We start from the raw sequence: 22,548 nt of genomic DNA, 5'->3' as shown, positions 1-22,548 counted from the left end.
AACAATATTTAGGTGGTTATTGCATCAGGGTTCCACCTCTTCCCATTCCGAACAGAGAAGTTAAGCCTGATAGCGCCGATGGTACTGCGTAGAAGTGGGAGAGTAGGTCGCCGCCTTTTTTTTAGAGAAATCCGATATTCGAAAGAGTATCGGATTTTTTGCGTTTATACGTATTTGAATAAGTAAATTACGATATAACAGAAATTTCACAGCCTGGACTCTTTTTAAATGCTAATATTTGTTGCAAAACGGATGCTGCTTCTGACTAATATTTGGGAATGGATTCAGTGCGTTAAAGTGTATTATACAACTATTGTGTGAACCAAATAAGTACTTATTGTCTAATACCTTTTAAGGAATGCTATTCGAACTTAATAGGCAATGATGATGTCACTTGGATTATTTCCTATGGATATTATTTTCTAAAGAGATTCTAAAAAGTCTCTTATTTAATCTAAATATACGCCATATGAAGTTTGGGGCTACAATAAGTAATTATGCAGTAATTTTAAATGTCATAGTAATGGAGAATTATATTAGCTTATCTTCTATTAACTATATTTCTATCATGGAACTTTAATTGTATAAAAAAACCTACTCAAAAAGTAAGTAGGTTTCTTAAAATGTTATGAGATTCAATAGAGATCTGTAATTATAGTTCTAGTGGCACTCCTGCTATTTAATATGTAGCTTATTTTTTCTTAATATCAGGGTATTCAATACGTGCGTGATAGATATTCTTTAGTTTGTTTTTAAAAACCTCTTTCGCTTCAGAAATTTCTCTAAATGTTATCGGCGCATTGATGAACTGCTCTTCTTCAATTTGAATGGCAATTATTTTCTCAACCAGCTTATCAATCTCATCATCCGTATAGGTCTTTAAACTTCTAGATGCCGCTTCTATAGAGTCTGCCATCATTAATATGGCTGTTTCTTTAGTGAATGGCGTTGGCCCTGGATAAGTAAATGAGCTGATGTCTGGTGTTTGCTCAGGATATTTATTAATAAACGAATTGTAAAAATAACGGGTTTTAGTCGTTCCCTGATGCGTGGTAATAAAGTCAATAATTTGCCTTGGTAATTTGTGTTTTAGGGCCAATTTAACACCGTTCTCAATGTGATTAATAACAATCTGAGCACTTTCTTCAAAGTCTAGTTTTGAATGAGGATTCAAACCACCTGCCTGATTCTCTGTGAAGAACATTGGAGAGGCCATCTTACCAATGTCATGATACATGGCTCCTGCTCTTACCAATGCAGGGTTAGCATTGAGTTTATAAGCTACTTCTTGTGCCAAATTTCCAACTTGAATGCTATGTTGAAAAGTTCCTGGTGTAGCTTCTGCCATATCCCTTAATATTGGATGGTTGGTGTCCGATAGTTCGATTAATGTAACGTCAGAAAGGAATCCGAATAATCGTTCAAATATATATATCAATGGATAGACCATTAGAAGCATAACACCGTTGGCTACGAAATAAACATATAATAAGGGATCAATATTATTTAAGTCTCCCTCTTTCCATAGGGTAAGTGCTGTATAAATGAGTGCGTAAGTTAGTATAATAAACATGGCAGCTCTCACAATATGGCTGCGTCGAGTCATGCGAAACAGACTAAACATGGCCACTAGTCCTACAGGAATCTGCATAAATACAAATTCAAAGCTGTTTTGCGCAAAAAAGGCACAAATTAATATCGTTATAACGTGCATAAAGAAAGCCAAACGACTATCGAGGAAAGTACGTATGATAATCGGTAATATGGCAAACGGAATGATGTAAAAAGGAAAATGATTAAAGAACTGTTTTAAACTCGCGAAAACGACCATTAAAACAGTGATGAGTAAAATAAAGCCGATGGAGCTAATCGAATGGTAAACATCTTTTCTGAAGTAAAGAAGAAATAAAAAGATGGACGTAAACATGAGTGCTACCAATAGAAATTGGCCCGCCAGAATGAAATAATAATCAGTATCAGAAACGATGTTGGCCTCATACTTTCTTTTTAGTGAATCAATTATCTTTTCAGTTTCGTTGGTTACAATTTCTCCTTGATCAATAATACGCTGTCGTGCTAAAACTCTACCTGAGGTAAGTGAGATGTTGTCTTTTAATCGACTTAATTCGAGTGTATTCCGCTCATTGTTAATGATAATGTTGGCTTCAATGTATTTATTCAATTGTAGATCATTAATTAGTAGCTTAGCCTCTGTTTGCGCGCTATCATTCAGAGTTGATAAACTTAAATTCGTTAACTCGCCAAGCTTTTGGTAGGCACTGGTTTGTTGTTCTAATTCATAAAGTTCATAAGGCTCAACAAACGATCCTTTAATCAGCATCAATTCAAATTCAGGCGCTGCATCAATGTAATTCTCCGGTAGCATTATAATACCCTTGGCATACAATTGCTGTAGGTTATGGTCAATTAACTGCTGTATATAGGCAAAAGCGCTGGTGTCTTTATAGCTTGAATTGCTAATGGTTGAATATTTGCTGCCATTGCTGTTAATGTATTGCTTAAAATCTTGATTAAAGCGCTGACTGATGTTTACACTTACAGTTGTATCTTTTTTAAAATACGGACGATGGTTTTGAACTGCTGAGTTTGTTTCACTCGTTACTTCAGCTTGTGTTTTGTATATCGGAAAGTCAAACGGGGCAATTAATGTTTGATGTTTCCAGGGAGTGCCATTTTGATACTCATAAGCAAATTTACCTGTTTTAGGCAGTAAGTATGTTACAAGTGCTATGCTGATTAAAAAAAGGGTAATGCGGGCTATTGGTTTATATAACTTAGTTTTGAGCTGTGAAATTCGTTCAAGCATAATTGTATTTTTTATTAATGGCAGTATAAATATGACCAAAGATAGTTAAAGGTAACTTTTTTTAGAGCAATTTTGTTCCCGCTTATAGGCAGTATTATTAATTTGCTTTTATTTTAAGTAGATGAAGAAATCGATTTGTACATATGGTTTTATTCCATTGCGAAGTGAGGCTAGTGAAAGAGCTGAGATGGTAAGTCAGGTATTATTTGGCGAAACCTTGGATATGTTGGAGACTGAGGGCGATTGGACTAAAGTGCGCTTGCATCATGATGCTTACGAGGGGTGGATAAATTCTAAATTGATTGATTCTATTCAAGAGAAGGAAGTAGAAAATTGGATGCAGGCTGATAAATGGCTGGTGCCAGCACCTTTTATTAAAGTTGTTTCGGAGCCTGATAAAACAATGCATCTCTTATCAGGTGGGAGTTCAATTTATTTTAATGGCCCCGATCGTAATAGTTTTAGTATTGGTAAAAAAGAGTTTTACCTATCAGGAAACCATAATGTTGATAAGCCCGCTGGGTCAATTGCCGATAGTGCTTCATCATACCTTAATACGCCTTACCTCTGGGGCGGGAGAAGCTTTTATGGCATAGACTGTTCTGGTTTTACACAAGTGGTTTATAAAATGGCAGGTTTTAATTTGCCGCGTGATGCTTCTCAGCAGATGGTTCTAGGCGACATCATCAATTTTGTGGAAGAAACATGCCTAGGCGATTTAGCATTTTTTGATAACGAAGAAGGTGTTATTACCCATGTTGGCCTTTGTTTAGGCAGAGGAGATATTATTCATGCTTCAGGCCGTGTGCGCGTTGATAAATTAGATCATCAGGGTATTTTTGATGAAGAAACAAAAAGCTATAGCCATAAATTGAGAGTGATTAAACGTATTTTGTAATGAGCTATACCTACGAATACCCGCGTCCTTGCGTAACAACGGATGTGTTAATTGTTACGCGACAAACAAATCCGAAAATATTGTTGATTCAACGAGGAAATGAACCGTATAAAGGTCTGTGGGCTTTGCCTGGTGGTTTTGTTGATATGGATGAGGATTTGCACACAGCTGCTTTACGAGAATTGAAAGAAGAAACGGGGATCGTTGATGTGTCTATTACTCAATTTAAAACCTACGGATCTGTTGATCGTGACCCGCGTCATCGTACGATTTCAATAGTTTATACAGCCTCCGTTAATGAGCCTATAAAAGCTCAGGGCATGGATGATGCTATTGATGCCCAGTGGTTTGAAGTAGGCGATTTACCTAACTTAGCTTTTGATCATCAAACTATAATTGAAGAAGCCTTATTAAATCTTCGTAAGTAGCGAATCCTTTAGGATGTCGTAGGTCTCTGGTCCTTTATTAAATAGTAGGTCAATCACACTTAAGTTGGGAATAAAAGAGTATTTCTCAGAGAAAACCTGACGATACTCGATGCTCTGATAACATGGATCGTCCTCAGGTTTGGCTTTCGGATGAATAAATGGCCTTACATCATCATGTTGGAACTCATTGGGGCGTATATAATGCTCCGATAAAGTAATTTTTGGTTCTATCTCCAATTCATCCAGTATCACATTGAATAAAGCCATGTTAAAATCTACCAGGTACTTCGTGTGTTTTTCGTAGAATGGTTGAAAATCATCGGCATAATACTCAAAAAAAGGCGAACTGTTATAGGCCGATACAATTGAACGCCAATGTTGCTTTTGCCAATCGGTATCATAACTGATTAATGTGTCCTTAATGGAGGTTTTATCACTTTTACTTTTAACAACTGGCACCGCCAAACTAAGTGAACCATTAGCGCCAGTTATAGAACATCTGTTGGTATATGTTTTACGTTGATAATTGGCATGTTGTTCAAGTACTATTTCGTTGGCATTAACAACATGGGAGAAAAGTTGTATTGAACCTAAATACGTTAAAGGAATTAATTTATTCGTCTGCATTGGTTTCTTCTATTTCAGTATCTGCTGGGCTGTCATCTATGTTTTTATCTTTCTTTCTTGATTTAATGAAAAAGTAAGAAGCACTAGCAATAACACCCGATATAAAAACAATAATTAGAAGTATGGCGAGTGAAATATGCATTTCTTTTAGAAAGAAATTGACACGCACTGGCTTGGCATTTTGAACAGAGAAAATAACCAAGGCTGTAGATAAAAGTAGGAATACCCAGAATGATTTTTTCATTGTAGAATGGTTAAAAGTTAAATACAATGCAAGATAGGGAAATTATCAAATACCAGCTTTTAGTTTTTCAACTCGTCCAATAATATGGTTTTCGGGCACGAATCCCCAATACCTGCTGTCAAAGGAGTGTTTTTTATTGTCTCCAGCTACCCAGTAATAATTCATTAAAAATGTGTATTCAATTGTTTTTCGACCATTTATAAATATTTGATCGCCAACTATCTTTAAGCTATTTCCTTCGTATGATTCAATTATTCGTTTATAAAGCGGGATGTTTGTTAGCGTAAGGCGCACTGTTTTGCCTTTTGTTGGCAAAATTATAGGTCCCAGGTAAGAAGCATTCCAAAAATAATTGGTTTTAAACGGAAAAACATAGGTGTTCGGCATGTTCATCACTTCTTCTTTCCTTGTTAGATAAGAAGCCCAAACAGAATTGCTAAACACTATTTTGTTTTGTATTTCTATTATTTGAAGATCGTTCTCCTGATAACTTGATAAGGCATGTTTTAGCAGGCGATCTTTTAAATGCGTTGGTGCAGAATTGGAGAGTTCGTATTTAGATATGGACAATTGGTTAATACCTAAGTTATTGTTGTTGATGTAATAATCGCCATCAATAATTCGTAAAGTGTCGCCAGGCAAAGCAACAAGCCTTTTAATATAAACAGGTCGCTCTTGTACCTGTTTAAAAATTACTTTATTATCAAGTATAGGTGTGTAGTTGTTGGTAGTGGCGTACTGCCGTTTTATAAAATGATAATCCTGATCTAAATAATCTTGAAAGCAAGTGTCAGCCTCAGGGAAATGCAAAGCAATTACTTCGCCATGCATAGGTTTATTATAACCTTTTAATCGTCGGTACAGTTGGCTATTGTTACGATTAAGAGCTGGGCCGTAGGCTATCTTGTTAATAATAATTAGTTCCTTTTTGTGGTAGGATGGATTCATACTACTCGATTGCAAGGAGTAGAAGCTAACCAGGTATTGGTTACTAAACCAAATGAAAAATAGCGAAAAGCAAATGGCGAGCAACCACTCTGCAATTTTTAGTTGAAGAGGGTTTAACAATGCTTTAAGTTTAGCCTGAACTAAAGGAATTGATTGGTGCCACACAATAATACATACTATAAATAGGAAAATAGTAAGTACCCAACTTTGGCTCCAGATGCTAAGCAATACCAGGCCTATAACTATAATGAATTGTATGACTGACTTGAGGGTGTTCATAAAAAAGGAAGCTCATGATTGAGCTTCCTAATGCTTTTAGTTATGTACTATTTTGAAAAAACGTTTCCAACGTATATTCGCTGGGAAGCCTTTGTCTTTGTCGAGGGATAACCAAACTAAAATAGGTTTTCCAACAATATGATCTTCAGGTACAAATCCCCAATAACGCGAGTCGGCTGATTTATGGCGATTATCTCCTAGCATGAAGTAATAATCCATTTCAAAGGTATAGGAGTTAGCTATCTCGCCATTAATATAGATGGCTCCATTTTTAACTTCCAACTTGTTGCCTTCAAAGTTTTGAATGATGCGATCGTATAATACAATGTTTTTCATGGTCAGTTCAACACTTTCGCCTGCCTTAGGCATTTTTAAGGGGCCAAAATTATCACGACTCCAATCATAATCACTGCTGAAAGGAAAGGATTGAAATCCGCTACCATTAGGTTTTTCCTCTTCTATCTCTATGCTCTTGATAAAAGACATGGCTTTAACTTTCTCCGCCTTCTCTTTATTTAAAGGCAAATAATAGTTGGGAGGAATACCTTGTTGATCTTCTTTTGAAATGCCTAAGCGCTCAAAGAAGCGATCGTTTAGCACGGTGCCATCTGTTTGAATTTGGTAGTTATGCTGAATGTCTTCAGGATTTGTAACGGCCTCTCCATTGATATAGATTTGGTTACTTCTGATTTCAAATTCATCGCCAGGAATGGCAACACAACGTTTTACGTAGTTATCGCGGCGATCAACCGGACGGTAAAGAACCTCGCCAAATGTATTGGGATCATTGTTAATAACTTGTCTCCCAATGTTCATGAGGAATTGATTACGATGCCAGTCACTCTCAAAAGCTTGCTGAGGCATTAAGGAGCGATCACGCATGATTTGCGACTTGCCCGTTTCCATCATTAAGTTGTAATAGTCGGGATTAGTGACCTTGAATGGTACTGTGTCGCCCGCTGGAAAGTTGAATACAACAATATCGTCGCGCTTAACATCGCCAAAACCCTTAAGACGTTTGTAATCCCAGTGTGGCCAACTAGTATACGATTTTGAGTTGGTTATAGGGAAGGTGTTTTGAACCAATGGAAATGCGATTGGCGTATTGGGCATTCGCGGACCATAACTCACTTTGCTTACGAATAAATGATCGCCCACCAATAATGATTTTTCCAATGAACTGGTTGGGATTTTATAATTCTGAAACAGAAAAATATTGATCATGTAAACGGCAAAAAGTGCGAAAATAAGGGCATCAGCCCACTCAATAATGGCATTGGGTTTTTTGCCATCCTTTGTTTTCTTCCAAAAATCCCAAGGAATCTTTTTTGTTATGTAGTTGTCGAAAACCAGTGGGTATAATAATAGCAACCAGAAGTTAGCAACCCATATTACCCATAGGATGAAAACTAAACTAGCTATTCCAAGTTTGATCCACTTGAATAAAGAAACATTTTGCATAAGAGTATGATTAGCTTAGAAGTTTAATAAGTCGTTCATGCTTAAATAACCAGAGTTTTTGCTGGCAAACTCCGCCGCCAATACAGCACCCAAGGCAAATCCTTTTCTTGATTTAGCACTGTGGTGTATGATAATCTCATCTACCGATGATTCGTATTTAACAGTGTGGATGCCTGGGACTTGTCCTTCGCGTATTGCTTTTATGGCTAAATCAGAATTGCTTTCTTCCTGATCTAATTTCCAGTCATTTTTTTTGTCGATATTCTCAATAATACCTTCGGCAAGAGTAATGGCTGTACCGCTTGGAGCATCCAGTTTTTGTGTGTGGTGCACTTCTTCCATGGATACATTATACTCATCCATCTTATTCATGATGCGTGCCAATTGCTTGTTAAGTTCAAAGAAGATGTTAACGCCCAAGCTAAAATTAGAAGCATAGAAAAACGTTTGATTATCGTTGTCGCAGCGATCTTTTATCTCTGCCAACTTATCTAACCAGCCCGTTGTTCCAGATACAACTGGTACTTTGGCATCAAAACATTTCATGTAATTATCGTAGGCCGCTTCAGGACGTGTAAATTCAATGGCTACATCAGCAGATTTAAATGCATCATCTGTAAATGAGTCCTCACTCGAAACATCAATTTTACTAACGATTTCATGTCCACGGTCAAGAGCAATTTTCTCAATCTCCTGACCCATTTTTCCGTAACCAATAAGTGCTATCTTCATTTTCTTAATCTTTTCGAAATAGTTGTTTGTTTAATTTCCCACCCAATAATTTCATTTGTGGAATTGTGAATGTATATGACTAATGATGTGATAAAAGCCACAGGAAAACAAACTGTTCGAGCAAAGATAAAAAATATGTAAGTATGTCGATGAATTATTAGTTTTTAAGCGTTTGTTTCTATCAACTTTAACGCTTCTTTAACCATTAAGTGCTGTTACGTGCCTATTTACATGGCAACTTTTTATGAATCAAGGGGTGTGAATCTACTTTTGATGGCTAGTGTACGATCCAAGATCAACTTTGAACGTAATGAGGTCGTGAATACTCTCAAATGACATCGGGTGGGTTGGATTTGAACTCTATAGAGATGTATTTGGGATCGATAGTCTGCTATATAGGTTTAGTTGAGATGGGCGATGGGTATGGATGTTCATGTCTTTTTACATCTCTTGTGATGAAAATGTTGACAATTTTGATGTTATAAGCCAGAAAAGTGAGATTAGATTATAGAAGTTTGAGCTTTCCAATATAACATGTTGATGTTCGTGAACATCATCTTTGATTGAAATCCATAGAAGCTTGATGAAATTTTGCAAAGTATCGATCTTATTTGCCGGACTTTAGAGCATTTGACTCAGGTTGATGACCTTTTACGAGTCATTTTATACTTAGTTTAGTGATGCTAACGTTTATTAAATAGCTAGCAAGGGATTTGTAATTTTTTATCTTTGCCCCAACCTGATATACATAAATTAAACAGCATGAAGTATTTATTTTTGACCTTAAGCATATTCGGATGGCTCATAAGTAGTGGCATTGAAGCACAATCGTACCGTAAAAATACCACGCCTGAATACATCGATCAATACAAGGATTTGGCTGTGAAAGAAATGAAGCGGGTGGGCATACCTGCCAGTATTACCATGGCGCAAGGTATTTTGGAGTCGGGTAATGGTAATAGCACCTTGGCTCGTAAATCAAATAACCACTTCGGAATAAAGTGCCACAGCGACTGGAAAGGCAAACGTGTTTACCACGATGATGATGCTAAAGGAGAATGCTTTAGAAAGTATAAAACGGTGTACGAATCATATATCGATCATTCGGAGTTTCTTGTAGGAAAAAAGCGCTATGCCAGTTTGTTTGAATTGAAGCTTACCGATTACAAAGGCTGGGCTAAAGGTTTGAAAAAGGCAGGCTACGCTACCGACCCCAAGTATGCACACAGCTTAATTAATATTATTGAAAAGTATAAGCTCCATCAGCTGGATGAGAACAAACATTGGAAAAAACCGGCCTCAAGTGGTTCGAATGATAATTTTGAGATAGTTACATTTAATACTCATATAATAGAGTATAATAATGGTGTGAAATATATTGCCGTTGAAGAGGGCGATAGCTTTGAATCAGTATCGGAAGAGTTTGGTCTGCGCCCTTGGGAGTTATACCATTATAACGATTTGCCAAAGACGGCCAAGATGCAAGATCATCGCTATATTTATATTCAGGGTAAAAAAGGAAAAGCGCATAAGAGTCATGCATCCCATGTTGTTAAAGCCGATGAAGACCTACATTATATCTCACAAAAATATGGTGTAAAAATGAGTAAGCTACGTAAGTTTAATAATTTGAATGAGGGAGCAAAAGTGAAAGAGGGAGATCAATTAAACTTAAGAAAGCGTAAGAAGTAAAGTGAGTTAAAAGCATATAACAGGGGATAACATTTACGTTGTGTAAATGTTATCCCCTTTGTTTTTTGATGTTTATTTAACGCTAATGATTTGCTCTGCATCAAAGCCGCGCAATAGTTCTTCTATGGTCATGCGTTTTTTTCCAGCTATTTGAAGTTGCTCAATATTTAAGCTACCATTTTTACTGCCTATGCGTAAATAGGTTTTGTTGTCTGTTTCAATTGCACCTACAGGAAGTTGAGTTTCGCTAAATGAAGCGTAAAATATTTTTACGCTGAGTGTTTTTTCGTTTTTTAAAACAAATTCGGTCCATGCTGTTGGGTAGGGCGATAATCCACGAATGTGGTTTCTGACTGATTCATGGTCATTGGTCCAATCAATGCGGCAGTCATCTTTAAAGATTTTTGGTGCTGGGTTAAGTACAACATCTTTGTTGTATTCATTTTGAGGTACTGCTTTTACATTGCCCTGGGATATGGCCGCCGCCGTTTTGATTACTAACTGAGCGCCAAGTACCATCATTTTGTCATGAACAGTTCCAGCCGTATCATCTTCATTAATGGCTAATTCTGCTTGATCGATGATATTACCAGTATCAATTTCGTGTTGCAAGAAAAAAGTGCTTACGCCCGTTTTTTTATCGCCATTAATTACTGCCCAATTAATTGGGGCAGCACCCCTGTATTGTGGTAGTAAAGATCCGTGTAAGTTAAATGACCCCAGTCGTGGCATGTTCCAAACTAATTCGGGCAACATACGGAATGCAACGATTATTTGTAAATCAGCCTTTAGAGCTTTTAGTTCATTAAGAAAATCTTCGTTTTTTAGCTTTTCGGGTTGAAGCACGGGAATGTCAACTGAAGTAGCATATTCTTTAACGGGCGATTGTTTGAGTTTCTGTCCACGTCCGGCCGGGCGGTCAGGAGCAGTTACAACGCCAACTATGTTATAATTATTCTCAACCAATGCTTTTAGGCTTTCTACCGCAAAATCGGGAGTACCCATAAAAACAATTCGTAAATCGGTATTTGTCATTTCTTAAGGATTAGATGTTTATTCTTTAAGTTCGCGGTTGCCTTTTTGATGAGGCGGAAAATAAGGGCAGTGTTTACAGCCATTGCCACAGCAATAGCCTCTTTCTGTTAAGTATTTTTCTGTCATTACCCTAAAACCTCGCGGATCCATGTAATAATCTACATTTTCCTCCAAAGGGTCTGACATGTAGTAGTCGTCAAAATCCATTATTTGATGTATTGATATTATCAGGCTACAAAGATAAGATGAATGGTGGATAATAGTATTGGCGGGGCAAAAATAGTAATGGCCCCTGAGTAGAGGCCATTAAAAATTAAAGTTGAATTATTTCTGACTAAATTGTTTCATGAATTGAACCCTCAGGTATCCTGCAGGATTAGCCGCGTTTGACTGGCTTAATGAGCCTCTGAAATCGTCCAAGTTTTTAAAGTCGTGTTTCTTCATCCACTGATCAATTTCGTGGTTGTAGCGTTGAATCGTTTCAACGCCATTCTTGTATAAAGTACTTGCCAGCTGCACAACCTGAGCGCCTGCCAACAGCATTTTAACAATCGTGCGAGAGTCGTGAATACCTGTGGTGGCTGCTAAATGGCAATCTACGCGGTTAGAGGTAATGGCGATCCATCGCAATGGCATGGTGTATTCATGTTCTTGACTAAAAATATGAGTAGGAATAACTTCCAAATTATCCACATCAATATCAGGAGAATAGAAGCGGTTGAATAGGGTTAATCCGGCAATGCCCGTTTTAGATAAGCGTGTGATAACCTCGCCTAGGTTTGAAAAGTAATGGCTTATTTTGATAGAAACGGGGATGCTCACTTCTTTCAAAACGGCTTCAATAACATCAAAATACACTTGCTCCTGTTCTTCACCTTTACGCTCTAAATCCGATGGGAGAGCATAAATATTTAGTTCAATGGCTCTGGCTCCAGCGTCTTCCAAATTACGGGCATACGATGGCCAATTGTGGGCTGTAATACAGTTCACACTGGCTATTACAGGTATGCCTACTTCTTTTTTACAATCGCTAATAAGTCGTAAATAATCACTTAAGGTACCTTCTACATCAAATGTATCGTAATAATCCATTGTTTCAGGATATAGGTAGTTTTGCGAGTGCATTTGGTGCAACTCACGCTCCATTTCTGTCACAATTTCTTCCTCAAACAACGATTTGAGAACGACAGCTCCCGCACCTGCTTTTTCAATCGCCTTTATGTCTTCCAATGAGTTAGTTAATCCTGAGCTGGCGGCAATAATCGGACTTTTTAATTGTAGTCCAAGGTAAGTTGTTGAAATGTTGGGCATAATTTTAGAATTTTTTGTTGAACAAATGGGGTTTTAAATTTAAAATCTTGAGTAATTTCAAGTAATGAAAATACACATACTCTCATGAAACAAATAAAGAATTCGTATTGTTGTGTTGGAGCCATGTCTGGTACATCATTGGATGGTCTGGATTTGCTGGTTTGTGAATTAACTTACACGCAAAAAAAATGGTCGTATACTTTTATTAAATGTTGCACAATTGCCTATTCCAAAACCTGGCTCGAGCGTTTAAAAACGGCTCCTTCGTTGTCTGGTAGAGCTCTGCTATTGCTACATAGGCAATATGGCACATGGATGGGAGAGGCGATCAATTCTTTTTTGCAGGATGAATCAATTAAACCTGATTTAATTGCATCGCATGGTCATACCGTTTTTCATGAGCCTGATTTGAATCTTAATTTTCAGGTGGGAGATGGAAATATGGTTGCTGCTCAAACTGGTATTCAAACAGTATCCGACTTTCGTAGTCTGGATGTGTGCCTAAATGGTCAGGGAGCACCATTAGTACCTGTTGGCGATGCTCATTTGTTTAGTAATTACAGTGCATGTGTTAATATTGGTGGTTTTGCCAATGTTTCATGTCAGGAAAATGACAAGCGAATAGCTTGGGATATGTGCCCTGTTAATTACGTCGTTAATCGATTGGTGGCTGATAAAGGCTTGCAAATGGACAAGGGAGGCGAGGTAGGAAGAAAAGGTGTTGTATTGCCTCAGCTTTTACAGGAGTTAAATGATTTGAGTTATTACCAGTTGGATGCCCCAAAAACTCTTTCGCAAGAATGGGTAGATAAATATTTTTGGAAGCTAATTCATGCCTCATCTCATCATGCCCTTGAGGATATTATTCGAACGTGTTATGAGCATTTCTCAATAGTTATCAGTCACGATCTGAATAATTTAGTGCCTGATGGCTCGGTTTTATTTACTGGTGGAGGTGTTAAGAATACATTTTTAATACAATTGATTGCTGAAAAGTATACAGGAAATGTGTCCGTTCCCAATGAGCAATTGATAGATTATAAAGAAGCACTTGTATTTGCCTTGCTAGGTGTGTTGCGCCTTAGATCAGAGGTTAATTGTTGGCAAAGTGTTACAGGCGCCGATACCGATTCCTGTTCAGGCGTAATTAATAGTGGCAAATGAATTGGAAAAATGTTGCATTGATGTGCGACTTTTTATGAAGAAAAAAGAAACTGGTGGAGCCATATGATCATTCTCAAAACTATCACTAATCACACCCATGAATGACCACATTACTTGACCGCAGAAATAAGTAAAAGCATCCACCAGCACCTCTTACTTAATGAAACACATCAATTAAAAATATGTTTACAAATTATTTAAATATAGGCATAAAAAAAGGAGGCTATTGCCTCCTTTTTTCTATAATTGATTGATTATTATTGCTTATTGTCGTACTTGAAAAAATCAAGATTGTGCCCCATTCGCTCTTTCTTGGTTTTCATGTAATGCTCGTTATGCGGATTAGGAGTCATTTCAATTGATATGTTTTCAACTACTTCTAAACCATAACCTTCTAAGCCAATTCGTTTAATTGGATTATTGGTCATTAGTTTCATTTTGCCAATGTTTAATTCGCGAAGTATTTGAGCTCCAACGCCATAGTCGCGCTCGTCCTCTTCAAAGCCTAATTCAATATTCGCTTCAACCGTATCTAATCCTTCTTCCTGAAGTTTGTAGGCTGCAATTTTATTCATTAAGCCAATGCCTCGCCCTTCCTGGTTCATGTATACGATAGCACCTTTCCCTTCTTTATTAATCAGTTCCATGGCTTTTTGTAGTTGTTCGCCACATTCGCATCGTAAAGAGCCAAAAATATCACCAGTAGCACATGATGAATGTACGCGTACTAAAACAGGTTCATCTTCTTCCCAAGTACCTTTTATTAAGGCCATGTGCTCAACACCATTGGATTTTTGCTTGAAAGGAATAAATCGAAAATCTCCGTGTGCGGTTGGTAAATTAACTTCAACACCTTTGATTATTAAACTTTCCTTTTGTAAACGGTAAGCAATCAAATCTTTAATAGTGATGATTTTAAGATTGAATTTTTCGGCAATCTTTACCAACTGAGGCATGCGCGCCATGGTGCCATCCTCATTTAATATCTCAACCAACACACCTACAGGCTGAAGCCCTGCTAATCGAGCCAAATCAACTCCCGCTTCGGTATGACCAGCACGACGTAAAACACCTCGATTTTTAGCTTTTAGTGGAAATATGTGTCCCGGACGACCAAGTTCTTCTGGTGTTGTTTCCGGATTGGTTAATGCCAATATTGTTTTAGCACGATCTGAAGCGGATATGCCTGTTGTACAACCGTATCCTAATAAGTCAATAGAAACAGTAAATGGAGTAGCGTGACTAGCTGTATTTTTGCCAACCATTAAATCCAATTCTAACTCATCGCATCGTTCTTCAGTTAATGGGGTGCAAATTAATCCACGTCCATGAGTAGCCATAAAATTGACTTTCTCTGGTGTCATTAATTCAGCTGCAGCAATAAAATCGCCTTCGTTTTCACGATCTTCATCATCAACAACAATAATTAGTTCACCTCTTTTTATTGCTTCAATAGCCTCTGGTATTGAATTTAACTTAAACTCTTGTTCTGCTGACATTTGTTATCTTTATTTTGAGCGGCATAAACCGAAATAGGGTGCAAAATTAATGAAAATACACTGCGAAACAATGAAATACCTCACGTCTTAGCATCTGATTCAGCTTCTTTTTCTTTATCAAGGCGGTTCTTCAGGTCAAATTTTTCTCTTTTAAAAAGTTTTTGAAAGAAGATGATGTAGGCATCAGCATTAAGAAGAGTTGAATCTGTTGCTGATTTGTACGTTAAAAATGCCCCTAAAGGAAACAGTATTGCTGAAGAAAGCCACATGCCCTGATAAACATGCCAAGCACCTTCTTTGGCAAATTTAACACCTAGTGTATCGATGATGTAATAGAAGATGAAAAACAAAACAGAAATAACCACTGGCATGCCAAGGCCTCCTTTTCGAATAATGGCGCCTAATGGAGCACCAATAAAAAAGAAAATAAAGCAGGCAAATGAAAGGGTAAATTTTCGGTGCACTTCCATAAAGTGACGTGTTATTTTTGTGTTGTAATTACGGTAACGACTAAGCTTTCCTTCTAATTGGCTTCGGTTATCCTGAGCCTGACGTTTGGCACCTTCAATGGCCATCAGTTGCTGGTGTGTGCTCAGCGCATTAAACAAGGAATCTGAATTAAGTATTTGTGCCGAGTCAACTGCTATTTTTTCTATCTCTTTATTTCTACGATGTAAATATTTTCGTTGTTGAAAGTAGAAGTTTTTGGTTTGCTCCTGTATTTGATTGGTTATTTCAGATGTTTGCGTGCTCAATGTGTCGATGCCATCTTGTAATTGAGCTAAGTTTTTCATTCTATCGTTGCTCGAAAACAACTGTTCGTCACTTCGTTCCAGGTTATGGCCTTGCATATCAAAAAGAGCCACCTGTTTCTTGAACTTATCTTTTCTAAAACGCTGCTTGGCCCTATCGTTTAATCGCTTTTTCTCGTTTCGTACATTTTCTTCAAAACGCACGCCATCCATAAGAGTAAGCTTCATAAATGACTTATTGCTCGAAACCTGTAGTTTACCCGAATCGGCCAAAGTAACGTTAGTATTTGGGTTGCGGCTATCACGGTGGTCATAAATCATAACATCGTGCATTAAGCCAGTTTCTGGGTCTTTGCCGCTAATTTTAATTCTGAAATTTTCTATTCCGTCATAAAAAATTTGCTCCTTAATCTCTAGTTCTGGTTTCTTTTGTTTTACCGACCATAGCAAGGTGTAAAGTTTTAGGTTGGCCCAGGGGAGTACATTATTTGAAAACCCAAATGCTAAAAATGAAATGATAACGGTAACAACGATTAATGGCTTCATGGTGCGCATGAGTGATACGCCAGATGCTTTAATGGCCGTTAATTCATAGTTCTCGCCCAAGCTACCAAAGGTCATTAACGAAGCCAATAAAATGGCTAGCGGCAAAGCCATAGGAATTACCTGTACAGAAGCGTAAAATAGGAGTTCGCCCAAGGTCACAAAGTCCAAGCCTTTCCCAACTAAATCATCAACATAGCGCCACAAAAATTGCATCACTAGTATAAATAATGATATAAAGAAAGTCATTGCTAATGGCCCCAAATAACTTTTAAGTATAAAGAAGTGTAGTTTCTTCATCGTCTCAATAATCTCCTGTCTCGATTTATTACAATCCTGATGGCAAAGTTAGTTGAATCATTGAAACATCCATACAATGTTATTTAGGTTTTTGAATATGTGATGCGCAGCTGAACGATATCGATTTTTTTATTGCAAGTTATTGCTCTTCATCCAGGCTGTTTTGTAGGTTAAATGATTCTGGCCTAAAACGTTTTTTTATAAACGTTTTTAAATCTTCAATATTTAATAAACTGGAGTCGTTGGCCGATTGGTAGGTTAAAAATACGCCAATTATTAATAGGACTGTAGATGATAACCACATGCCTAGTGGTAAAGGTAATGCTTCTTTAAGTGCCATGTTGGCTCCCAAGGTATCGAGAATGTAGAATACAATAAAGAATGCAATTGCCAGCACTACTGGCATGCCTAGTCCTCCTTTTCTGATGATGGCCCCTAAGGATGAGCCAATGAAAAAGAAAATAAAACAGATGAATGGCAGTGTGAATTTTCGATGTAATTCAACTTGATGCTGTAGTTGTTTGCTTCGTTGTGTTCTGATTTTGGTAATGTCGTTATTTAAGTCAATCAGCTTGTTTTGAACCATTCTTTTGGCCGCTCTTAAAGACGTTTGTTGACTTCTTAAACTACTTGTTTTAAGGTATTCTTTAAATTGATCGATTGCGATAGTGGGTGGAAAGTGCGCATTTATGTTTTGCTTGTTGTTATCTTTTATTTGCCTGATAATGCTGATCTGTTCATTTTTATAGTTCCTAATGTCATTTCTTAGTTGTTGTATGTTTTTCATCTTATTGTGATCCATGTAACCAGACTCATCGATACGATTGAATTGAGTGTTTTGTGCATTCAACAGAACTCTTTGTTTTTTAAAAGTATCATGTCTGAATTTTTGCTTGTCCTTACTTGTTAAGGAGTGAGCTTGTTGTTTTGTGTTTTCTTCAAACTTTGAGCCGTTATAAAGTGTCAATTGCATCATTTGAGTGTTCTCATCCATATTGATACTTCCCTTTTCTGCCATAGTAACGTTCGATGAGGGATTTTTACGATTGCTATGATCGTAAATCATCACACCATAGAGCATGTTAGTTTCCTTGTCTTTATGGTCAACTTTAATCGTGTAGGCATCCATGTTATTAAATACCTTTTCCTTTATCTCAAGTTCGGGTTGGTGCGTTTGGATGGAATACATAAGTGATTGAAACTTGAGGTTGGCCCAAGGCATTACGTTGTCGGCAAATGCAAAAGCCGATATTGAAATGAGTGCCGTTAAAATGATAAGTGGTCTCATGGTTTTAAACAGCGATACGCCAGATGCTTTAATGGCGGTTAATTCGTAATTCTCGCCCATATTCCCAAAGGTCATTAATGATGCTAAAAGAACAGCCAGAGGCAGTGCCATGGGCATAACTTGTAAAACGGCATAGAATAATAGTTCAGATAAAGTGAGCGTGTCAAGACCTTTTCCGACCAAAATATCGATGTAGCGCCATAGGATTTGCAAGAGTAGTACAAATAGTGAGATGAAGAATGTGGCAACTAAAGGTCCTAAGTAACTTTTGAGGATGAAGAGGTGTAGCTTTTTCATCAGTTTAAATCTATTTTTATTTGTCAGGTGGAACTCTCAAGTAAATTTTTTATTCATCAAACTTTCACGTTCAAACGTATTCATGAATACTTCGTATTTCATCTTCCTGTGTGAAAAATTTGGATAATCAAATTTACATGGTCGTTTCATGTAAAGAGTTGAGCTTGTCTTCAGGTAAGACAATTGAGGGACTGATAACTCTTACTTATAAATAGCTTTAATGAAAAGTAGTATAGGTAATTGATACTAGCAAGATGCTATATGACAGTATTCCAAAACCAGATATTACAACAAAAAAAAGCGCCTGACAATCTTGTCAAGCGCATATAGTACTGGTGAATTTAGCTTATTTATACTGAGCCAAGGCCGTGCTTTAGCTCATCAATTTGTTGATTCCAAAGCTCAATGGAATCTTCTTTTTCGTCTTCCTCAGCAAAGTCGATGACAACAAGAGCCGTTTCGCCCGTTAAATCATCTACATTAATACGGAATTCGAAATACGTTTTGTCATCTTCATCATCTAACCAATGAAAACGTACCATTTTATTTTCTTTACGTAAAACTTGCTCGGCTTGTTGTTCTGAGCCTTCCCATACAAAAGTGAATACCTTTCCTTTTAGGTTAACGTCATCAGCAAACCACTCTGATAAACCACTTGGGTTACTCAAGCGAGTAAATAAAATAGATGGAGAGGTCCTAATGATATATTCTAATTCGAATTTTTCCTTTGGAGTTGGCATATTGGCGTATTTTGTTAGAATTCTGAATTGGCCTACAATATAGTAGAATTCTCGTTAAAATTAAAACTTACGGTCTTTGTGTTAAGTGCTGCACAACGAAAAAAAAATCAGGAGCGATTTGCTTATAAACTAATGAGTTTGCTTGTGTGTAATAAAAAAAAGCAAATTTTTTCGTTTTTTTAGTTGGTAGGAATGAAGTTTTCTCATACATTTGCAACCGCAAAAAAGGAGATACACAGAGGTGTTAATTACTCCAAAAATGCAAAAAATGCCGAGGTAGCTCAGCTGGTTAGAGCGCAGGATTCATAATCCTGAGGTCGGCGGTTCAAGCCCGCCTCTCGGTACTAGAAATAACAAGCGATTCAGAGATTTAGTCTTTGAATCGCTTTTTTTGTATATATACATCTTACATGCATTTCTAAAAAAGAACCGAAAGCTTCATGGGCGAAACGTGTTGCTAGTCAATATGATTAGATGAAAAATGTATTTGTCGATTTCTAAAAAAATGAATTCCTAAATTGAGGATTTATATTATTTAGTAACTTTTTTGATTTAGTGATAATAGTTAATGCAAACTATGCGTAGGAATGCTAATCATAAAATTAGGAGGGGAGGAAAATTGTACTAGTATAAGAATAATATCATTACAAAAGTAGATTACTTTATTCTAAAATCCTTCTTATACTTTGCAGGTGAATAACCTGTGACCTGGCTAAAAATTCGCGTAAAGTGATAGCGGTCAGCGAAACCACACTTTGTTGCAATTTCTTCTATTGAATAGTGTGAGTGGTGAATAAGTATGCAGGCTTTATCAATGCGTTTCTTTTTTACAAATTTCTGCGGTGATATACCTGTTTCTTGTGTGAATAGCCGGGTGAATGCATTGGTGGCCATGGATGATAATTCAGCTAATTGAGGATTTGATAAGCTGGTGGTTATGTGTTGGTCAATGTAATTGATTACTTTGAGAATTCTATAATCTTTTGTGACACTTTGCCAGCTCTCTTCTGGTAGTGACGATAATAAGTGATTGATAATAGAGTTGATGGCCAAAGTTGAAAAGAAACTAAATTTTGAGTGTTCATAGTTTAAGTGTCTTTTAATTCTTGACAGCATCGTCTTTAATTCGTCGGTTATTGGAAGCGTGTAGATGCCTGCCTTGGTGCCGTCGTAAGGCATGCCAAGGTTAAAATGGATAAAGAGGTGCAAAAGGAATTGTTCGTTAATAGGGAGCTTCTGATTGACACGCCCTCCTTTTAAAGCATACCCTGTTTGAGGTATTGCATGATTATAAAGATAGGTTGAATAAGAAGTGTTTGGAGCTATTAGTATTAGTTTGTCTGGTGTTATTTGTATTACTTCATCCTTGTAGATGATGGCTGCTCCATCAAAGTTATTATGATACACCCTCCAGAATGGGAATGACAAATCCTTAAACTCCCAGTTTTGTAACCACCAATATCGGCAACAGTGGATTTTTACTTCGTACTTCGGAATAACCTGTGTGATTTCAGATGGATCACCCTTATGTTGTAATCTAGTTTTCATGTGTTGTTTAAAATAGATACAAATATATTGAATTTAGACATTTTTTACGGAAGGAATTGTAAGCAAGTTTGTATCGTTCAATTAATGTATTAAAAAAGTAACAATATAAAATATTAAAAATGGCTAACAGACTAATAGGTGATTTACCAAAGGTTGGAATTAGACCGGTAATAGATGGCCGTGAAAATGGTGTAAGAGAATCATTGGAATCGCAGGTTATGGACTTGGCGAAAGCTGCTGCGAAGTTTCTTGAAGAGAATTTGAAATTCCCTAGTGGTGAAAACATCGAGTGTGTGATTGCCGATACATGTATTGGTGGAGTGGCTGAGGCTGCTATGTGTGCTGAGAAGTTCAAGAAAGAGGGTGTTGGTGTTTCTTTAACGGTTACTCCATGTTGGTGTTATGGCACCGAAGTTATGGATACCGATCCTTTATTGCCAAAAGCAGTTTGGGGATTTAATGGTACTGAACGTCCGGGAGCTGTTTACTTAGCTGCTGCATTAGCTGGTTATACTCAAAAAGGGTTACCAACTTTTGGTATATATGGTCGCGATGTGCAAGATGCAGGCGATATCAGTATTCCGTCTGATGTACAAGAGAAGTTATTGCGCTTTGTTAAATCGGCATTGGCCGTAGCTCAAATGAAGGGTAAATCGTACTTATCCATTGGTTACAGTTCCATGGGAATTGCCGGATCTATGGTAGATACAAATTTCTTCCAGGACTATTTGGGTATTCGTGCAGAATTTGTTGATTCAGCAGAAATCCTTCGCCGTATTGATGAGGGAATTTACGATAAAACAGAGTTTGAAAAGGCTTTGGCTTGGACAAAAGAAAACTGCAAAGAGGGTAAGGATTATAATTCAGATAAAAATAAGGTTAGTACCGAGCGCAAGCAGCATGAATGGGAAACCGTTATTAAAATGACCTTGATTTGCCGCGATATGATGATTGGTAATCCTAAGTTGGTTGAAATGGGATACCGTGAAGAGGGGCTTGGTAGAAATGCTATTTTAGGTGGCTTCCAGGGGCAGAGGCAATGGACCGATTATCAGCCAAATGCAGATTTCGCAGAGGCCATATTAAATTCATCATTCGACTGGAATGGTATTCGCCAATCTTTTATTTTAGCCACTGAGAACGATAGCCTCAATGGTGTTGCCATGTTGTTTGGCCACCTATTAAGTAATACGTCTCAGATTTTTTCTGATGTACGTACTTATTGGAGTCCTGATGCAGTAAAAAGAGTTACAGGTAAAGAGTTGTCTGGATTGGCCGAAAATGGAATTATCCATTTGATTAACTCGGGTTCTACTACCTTAGATGCAACAGCGCAACAGCGTAACGAGAACGGTGAGCCGTCGATGAAACCATTCTGGGAAATATCAGAAGAAGAGGCACAGAAGTGTTTAGATAATACACAGTGGCCAGCTGCTGTTCGTGAGTATTTTAGGGGAGGAGGATTCTCATCTTGTTTTAGAACAGAAGGAGAAATGCCTGTGACCATGAGTCGCATTAATTTGGTTAAAGGCTTGGGTCCTGTGTTGCAAATAGCAGAAGGATGGACTGTTGAACTGCCAGAAGATATTCATGCTGTATTGGATGAGCGCACGAATCCTACATGGCCAACTACCTGGTTTGTGCCTCGCGTAAATGGAGAAGGTGCTTTCAAGGATGTATATTCGGTGATGGCAAACTGGGGTGCTAATCATGGAGCTATCAGTTATGGTCATATCGGAGCTGATTTAATTACTTTGGCTTCAATGCTACGTATTCCTGTTAATATGCATAATGTATCAAGTGATGATGTATTCCGTCCAAGTGCTTGGTCGGCTTTTGGTGAAGATAAAGAAGGATCTGATTATAGAGCTTGTGCCAATTACGGTTCATTATACGGAATTTAAAATATCCTGAGATTGACTTGGGCTAAGGGGG

19 protein-coding genes, 1 tRNA gene and 1 rRNA gene are annotated in these 22,548 nt (G+C 37.4%); 7 read left to right on the top strand and 14 right to left on the bottom strand.

The annotated features are described in order from the left end of the window. The first annotated feature begins 8 nt into the window (after positions 1-8). Positions 9-119: ribosomal RNA gene (rrf, locus tag FNN09_RS18540) — 5S ribosomal RNA — on the top strand. 572 nt (positions 120-691) lie between these two features. Here rrf and FNN09_RS18535 read toward each other — a convergent pair. Next, a complete protein-coding gene (locus FNN09_RS18535) occupies positions 692-2,827 on the bottom strand; it encodes an HD family phosphohydrolase (protein WP_143303979.1) in 2,136 nt (711 codons plus the stop codon). 121 nt (positions 2,828-2,948) lie between these two features. On the opposite strand from FNN09_RS18535, the gene FNN09_RS18530 reads away from it, so the two are divergent. After that, positions 2,949-3,725, top strand: a complete 777-nt coding sequence (locus tag FNN09_RS18530) for a C40 family peptidase (protein ID WP_143303978.1) — start codon at positions 2,949-2,951, stop codon at positions 3,723-3,725. Further along, a complete protein-coding gene (locus FNN09_RS18525) occupies positions 3,725-4,153 on the top strand; it encodes an NUDIX hydrolase (protein ID WP_143303977.1) in 429 nt (142 codons plus the stop codon). Before FNN09_RS18530 ends, FNN09_RS18525 begins: the two co-directional genes overlap by 1 nt. On the opposite strand, the gene FNN09_RS18520 is transcribed toward FNN09_RS18525, so the two are convergent. Genes FNN09_RS18520 through dapB form a run of 5 tightly spaced genes read right to left on the bottom strand, consistent with a single transcriptional unit; the run spans position 4,136 to position 8,444 of the window. Further along, entirely contained in the window at positions 4,136-4,780 is a 645-nt protein-coding gene (locus FNN09_RS18520) for a WbqC family protein (protein ID WP_143303976.1), read from the bottom strand. The genes FNN09_RS18525 and FNN09_RS18520 overlap by 18 nt on opposite strands. Further along, the gene (locus FNN09_RS18515) at positions 4,767-5,024 is read right to left on the bottom strand and encodes a lipopolysaccharide assembly protein LapA domain-containing protein (protein ID WP_143303975.1); all 258 of its coding nucleotides are present in this window, start codon (positions 5,022-5,024) and stop codon (positions 4,767-4,769) included. The genes FNN09_RS18520 and FNN09_RS18515 overlap by 14 nt, the downstream gene beginning before the upstream one ends. Before the next feature lie 45 nt (positions 5,025-5,069). Further along, positions 5,070-6,251: a signal peptidase I gene (gene lepB, locus FNN09_RS18510; RefSeq protein ID WP_143303974.1), complete on the bottom strand. Its 1,182-nt coding sequence runs from the start codon at positions 6,249-6,251 to the stop codon at positions 5,070-5,072. A 36-nt stretch (positions 6,252-6,287) separates the two neighbouring features. Beyond that, a complete protein-coding gene (locus tag FNN09_RS18505) occupies positions 6,288-7,712 on the bottom strand; it encodes a S26 family signal peptidase (protein WP_143303973.1) in 1,425 nt (474 codons plus the stop codon). Between the two features lie 15 nt (positions 7,713-7,727). Beyond that, positions 7,728-8,444: a 4-hydroxy-tetrahydrodipicolinate reductase gene (dapB, locus tag FNN09_RS18500; protein ID WP_143303972.1), complete on the bottom strand. Its 717-nt coding sequence runs from the start codon at positions 8,442-8,444 to the stop codon at positions 7,728-7,730. A gap of 762 nt (positions 8,445-9,206) precedes the next feature. On the opposite strand from dapB, the gene FNN09_RS18495 reads away from it, so the two are divergent. Next, positions 9,207-10,136: a glucosaminidase domain-containing protein gene (locus FNN09_RS18495; protein ID WP_143303971.1), complete on the top strand. Its 930-nt coding sequence runs from the start codon at positions 9,207-9,209 to the stop codon at positions 10,134-10,136. Positions 10,137-10,208: 72 nt separating this feature from the next. Here the strand turns inward: FNN09_RS18495 and fmt are convergent, their stop codons facing one another. The 3 genes from fmt to FNN09_RS18480 form a co-directional block, all read right to left on the bottom strand. Next, a complete protein-coding gene (gene fmt, locus FNN09_RS18490) occupies positions 10,209-11,171 on the bottom strand; it encodes a methionyl-tRNA formyltransferase (protein ID WP_143303970.1) in 963 nt (320 codons plus the stop codon). Positions 11,172-11,189: 18 nt separating this feature from the next. Continuing rightward, the gene (locus FNN09_RS18485) at positions 11,190-11,378 is read right to left on the bottom strand and encodes a DUF5522 domain-containing protein (RefSeq protein WP_143303969.1); all 189 of its coding nucleotides are present in this window, start codon (positions 11,376-11,378) and stop codon (positions 11,190-11,192) included. Between the two features lie 117 nt (positions 11,379-11,495). Then, positions 11,496-12,482 carry a dihydroorotate dehydrogenase-like protein gene (locus FNN09_RS18480; RefSeq protein WP_143303968.1) on the bottom strand — a complete coding sequence of 329 codons (987 nt, stop codon included), beginning with the start codon at positions 12,480-12,482 and terminating at the stop codon, positions 11,496-11,498. A gap of 84 nt (positions 12,483-12,566) precedes the next feature. On the opposite strand from FNN09_RS18480, the gene FNN09_RS18475 reads away from it, so the two are divergent. Beyond that, complete coding sequence (locus FNN09_RS18475; protein ID WP_143303967.1) at positions 12,567-13,646, top strand: anhydro-N-acetylmuramic acid kinase; 1,080 nt, start codon at positions 12,567-12,569, stop codon at positions 13,644-13,646. A gap of 257 nt (positions 13,647-13,903) precedes the next feature. Here the strand turns inward: FNN09_RS18475 and FNN09_RS18470 are convergent, their stop codons facing one another. The 4 genes from FNN09_RS18470 to FNN09_RS18455 all read right to left on the bottom strand — a co-directional run bounded on the left by FNN09_RS18470 (position 13,904) and on the right by FNN09_RS18455 (position 19,065). Continuing rightward, on the bottom strand, positions 13,904-15,145 hold the full coding sequence (locus FNN09_RS18470; protein ID WP_143303966.1) for a bifunctional 3,4-dihydroxy-2-butanone-4-phosphate synthase/GTP cyclohydrolase II: 1,242 nt from the start codon (positions 15,143-15,145) through the stop codon (positions 13,904-13,906). Between the two features lie 80 nt (positions 15,146-15,225). Continuing rightward, complete coding sequence (locus tag FNN09_RS18465) at positions 15,226-16,740, bottom strand: LptF/LptG family permease (protein ID WP_143303965.1); 1,515 nt, start codon at positions 16,738-16,740, stop codon at positions 15,226-15,228. 139 nt (positions 16,741-16,879) lie between these two features. Continuing rightward, on the bottom strand, positions 16,880-18,325 hold the full coding sequence (locus tag FNN09_RS18460; RefSeq protein WP_143303964.1) for an LptF/LptG family permease: 1,446 nt from the start codon (positions 18,323-18,325) through the stop codon (positions 16,880-16,882). A 350-nt stretch (positions 18,326-18,675) separates the two neighbouring features. Then, entirely contained in the window at positions 18,676-19,065 is a 390-nt protein-coding gene (locus FNN09_RS18455) for an START-like domain-containing protein (RefSeq protein ID WP_143303963.1), read from the bottom strand. 270 nt (positions 19,066-19,335) lie between these two features. On the opposite strand from FNN09_RS18455, the gene FNN09_RS18450 reads away from it, so the two are divergent. Further along, a tRNA-Met gene (locus tag FNN09_RS18450) sits at positions 19,336-19,409 on the top strand. 313 nt (positions 19,410-19,722) lie between these two features. On the opposite strand, the gene FNN09_RS18445 is transcribed toward FNN09_RS18450, so the two are convergent. After that, positions 19,723-20,613, bottom strand: a complete 891-nt coding sequence (locus tag FNN09_RS18445; protein WP_143303962.1) for a helix-turn-helix domain-containing protein — start codon at positions 20,611-20,613, stop codon at positions 19,723-19,725. A 119-nt stretch (positions 20,614-20,732) separates the two neighbouring features. Here FNN09_RS18445 and FNN09_RS18440 point away from each other — a divergent pair, with 119 nt between their 5' ends. Then, positions 20,733-22,517, top strand: a complete 1,785-nt coding sequence (locus FNN09_RS18440; RefSeq protein WP_185969060.1) for an L-fucose isomerase — start codon at positions 20,733-20,735, stop codon at positions 22,515-22,517. Positions 22,518-22,548: the final 31 nt, after the last annotated feature.

The sequence above is a fragment of the Carboxylicivirga sp. M1479 genome (assembly GCF_007097485.1).
GTDB lineage: Bacteria > Bacteroidota > Bacteroidia > Bacteroidales > Marinilabiliaceae > Carboxylicivirga.
Note: the sequence above shows the minus strand (reverse complement) of the source record. Positions and strands in the feature narration are given on the sequence as shown.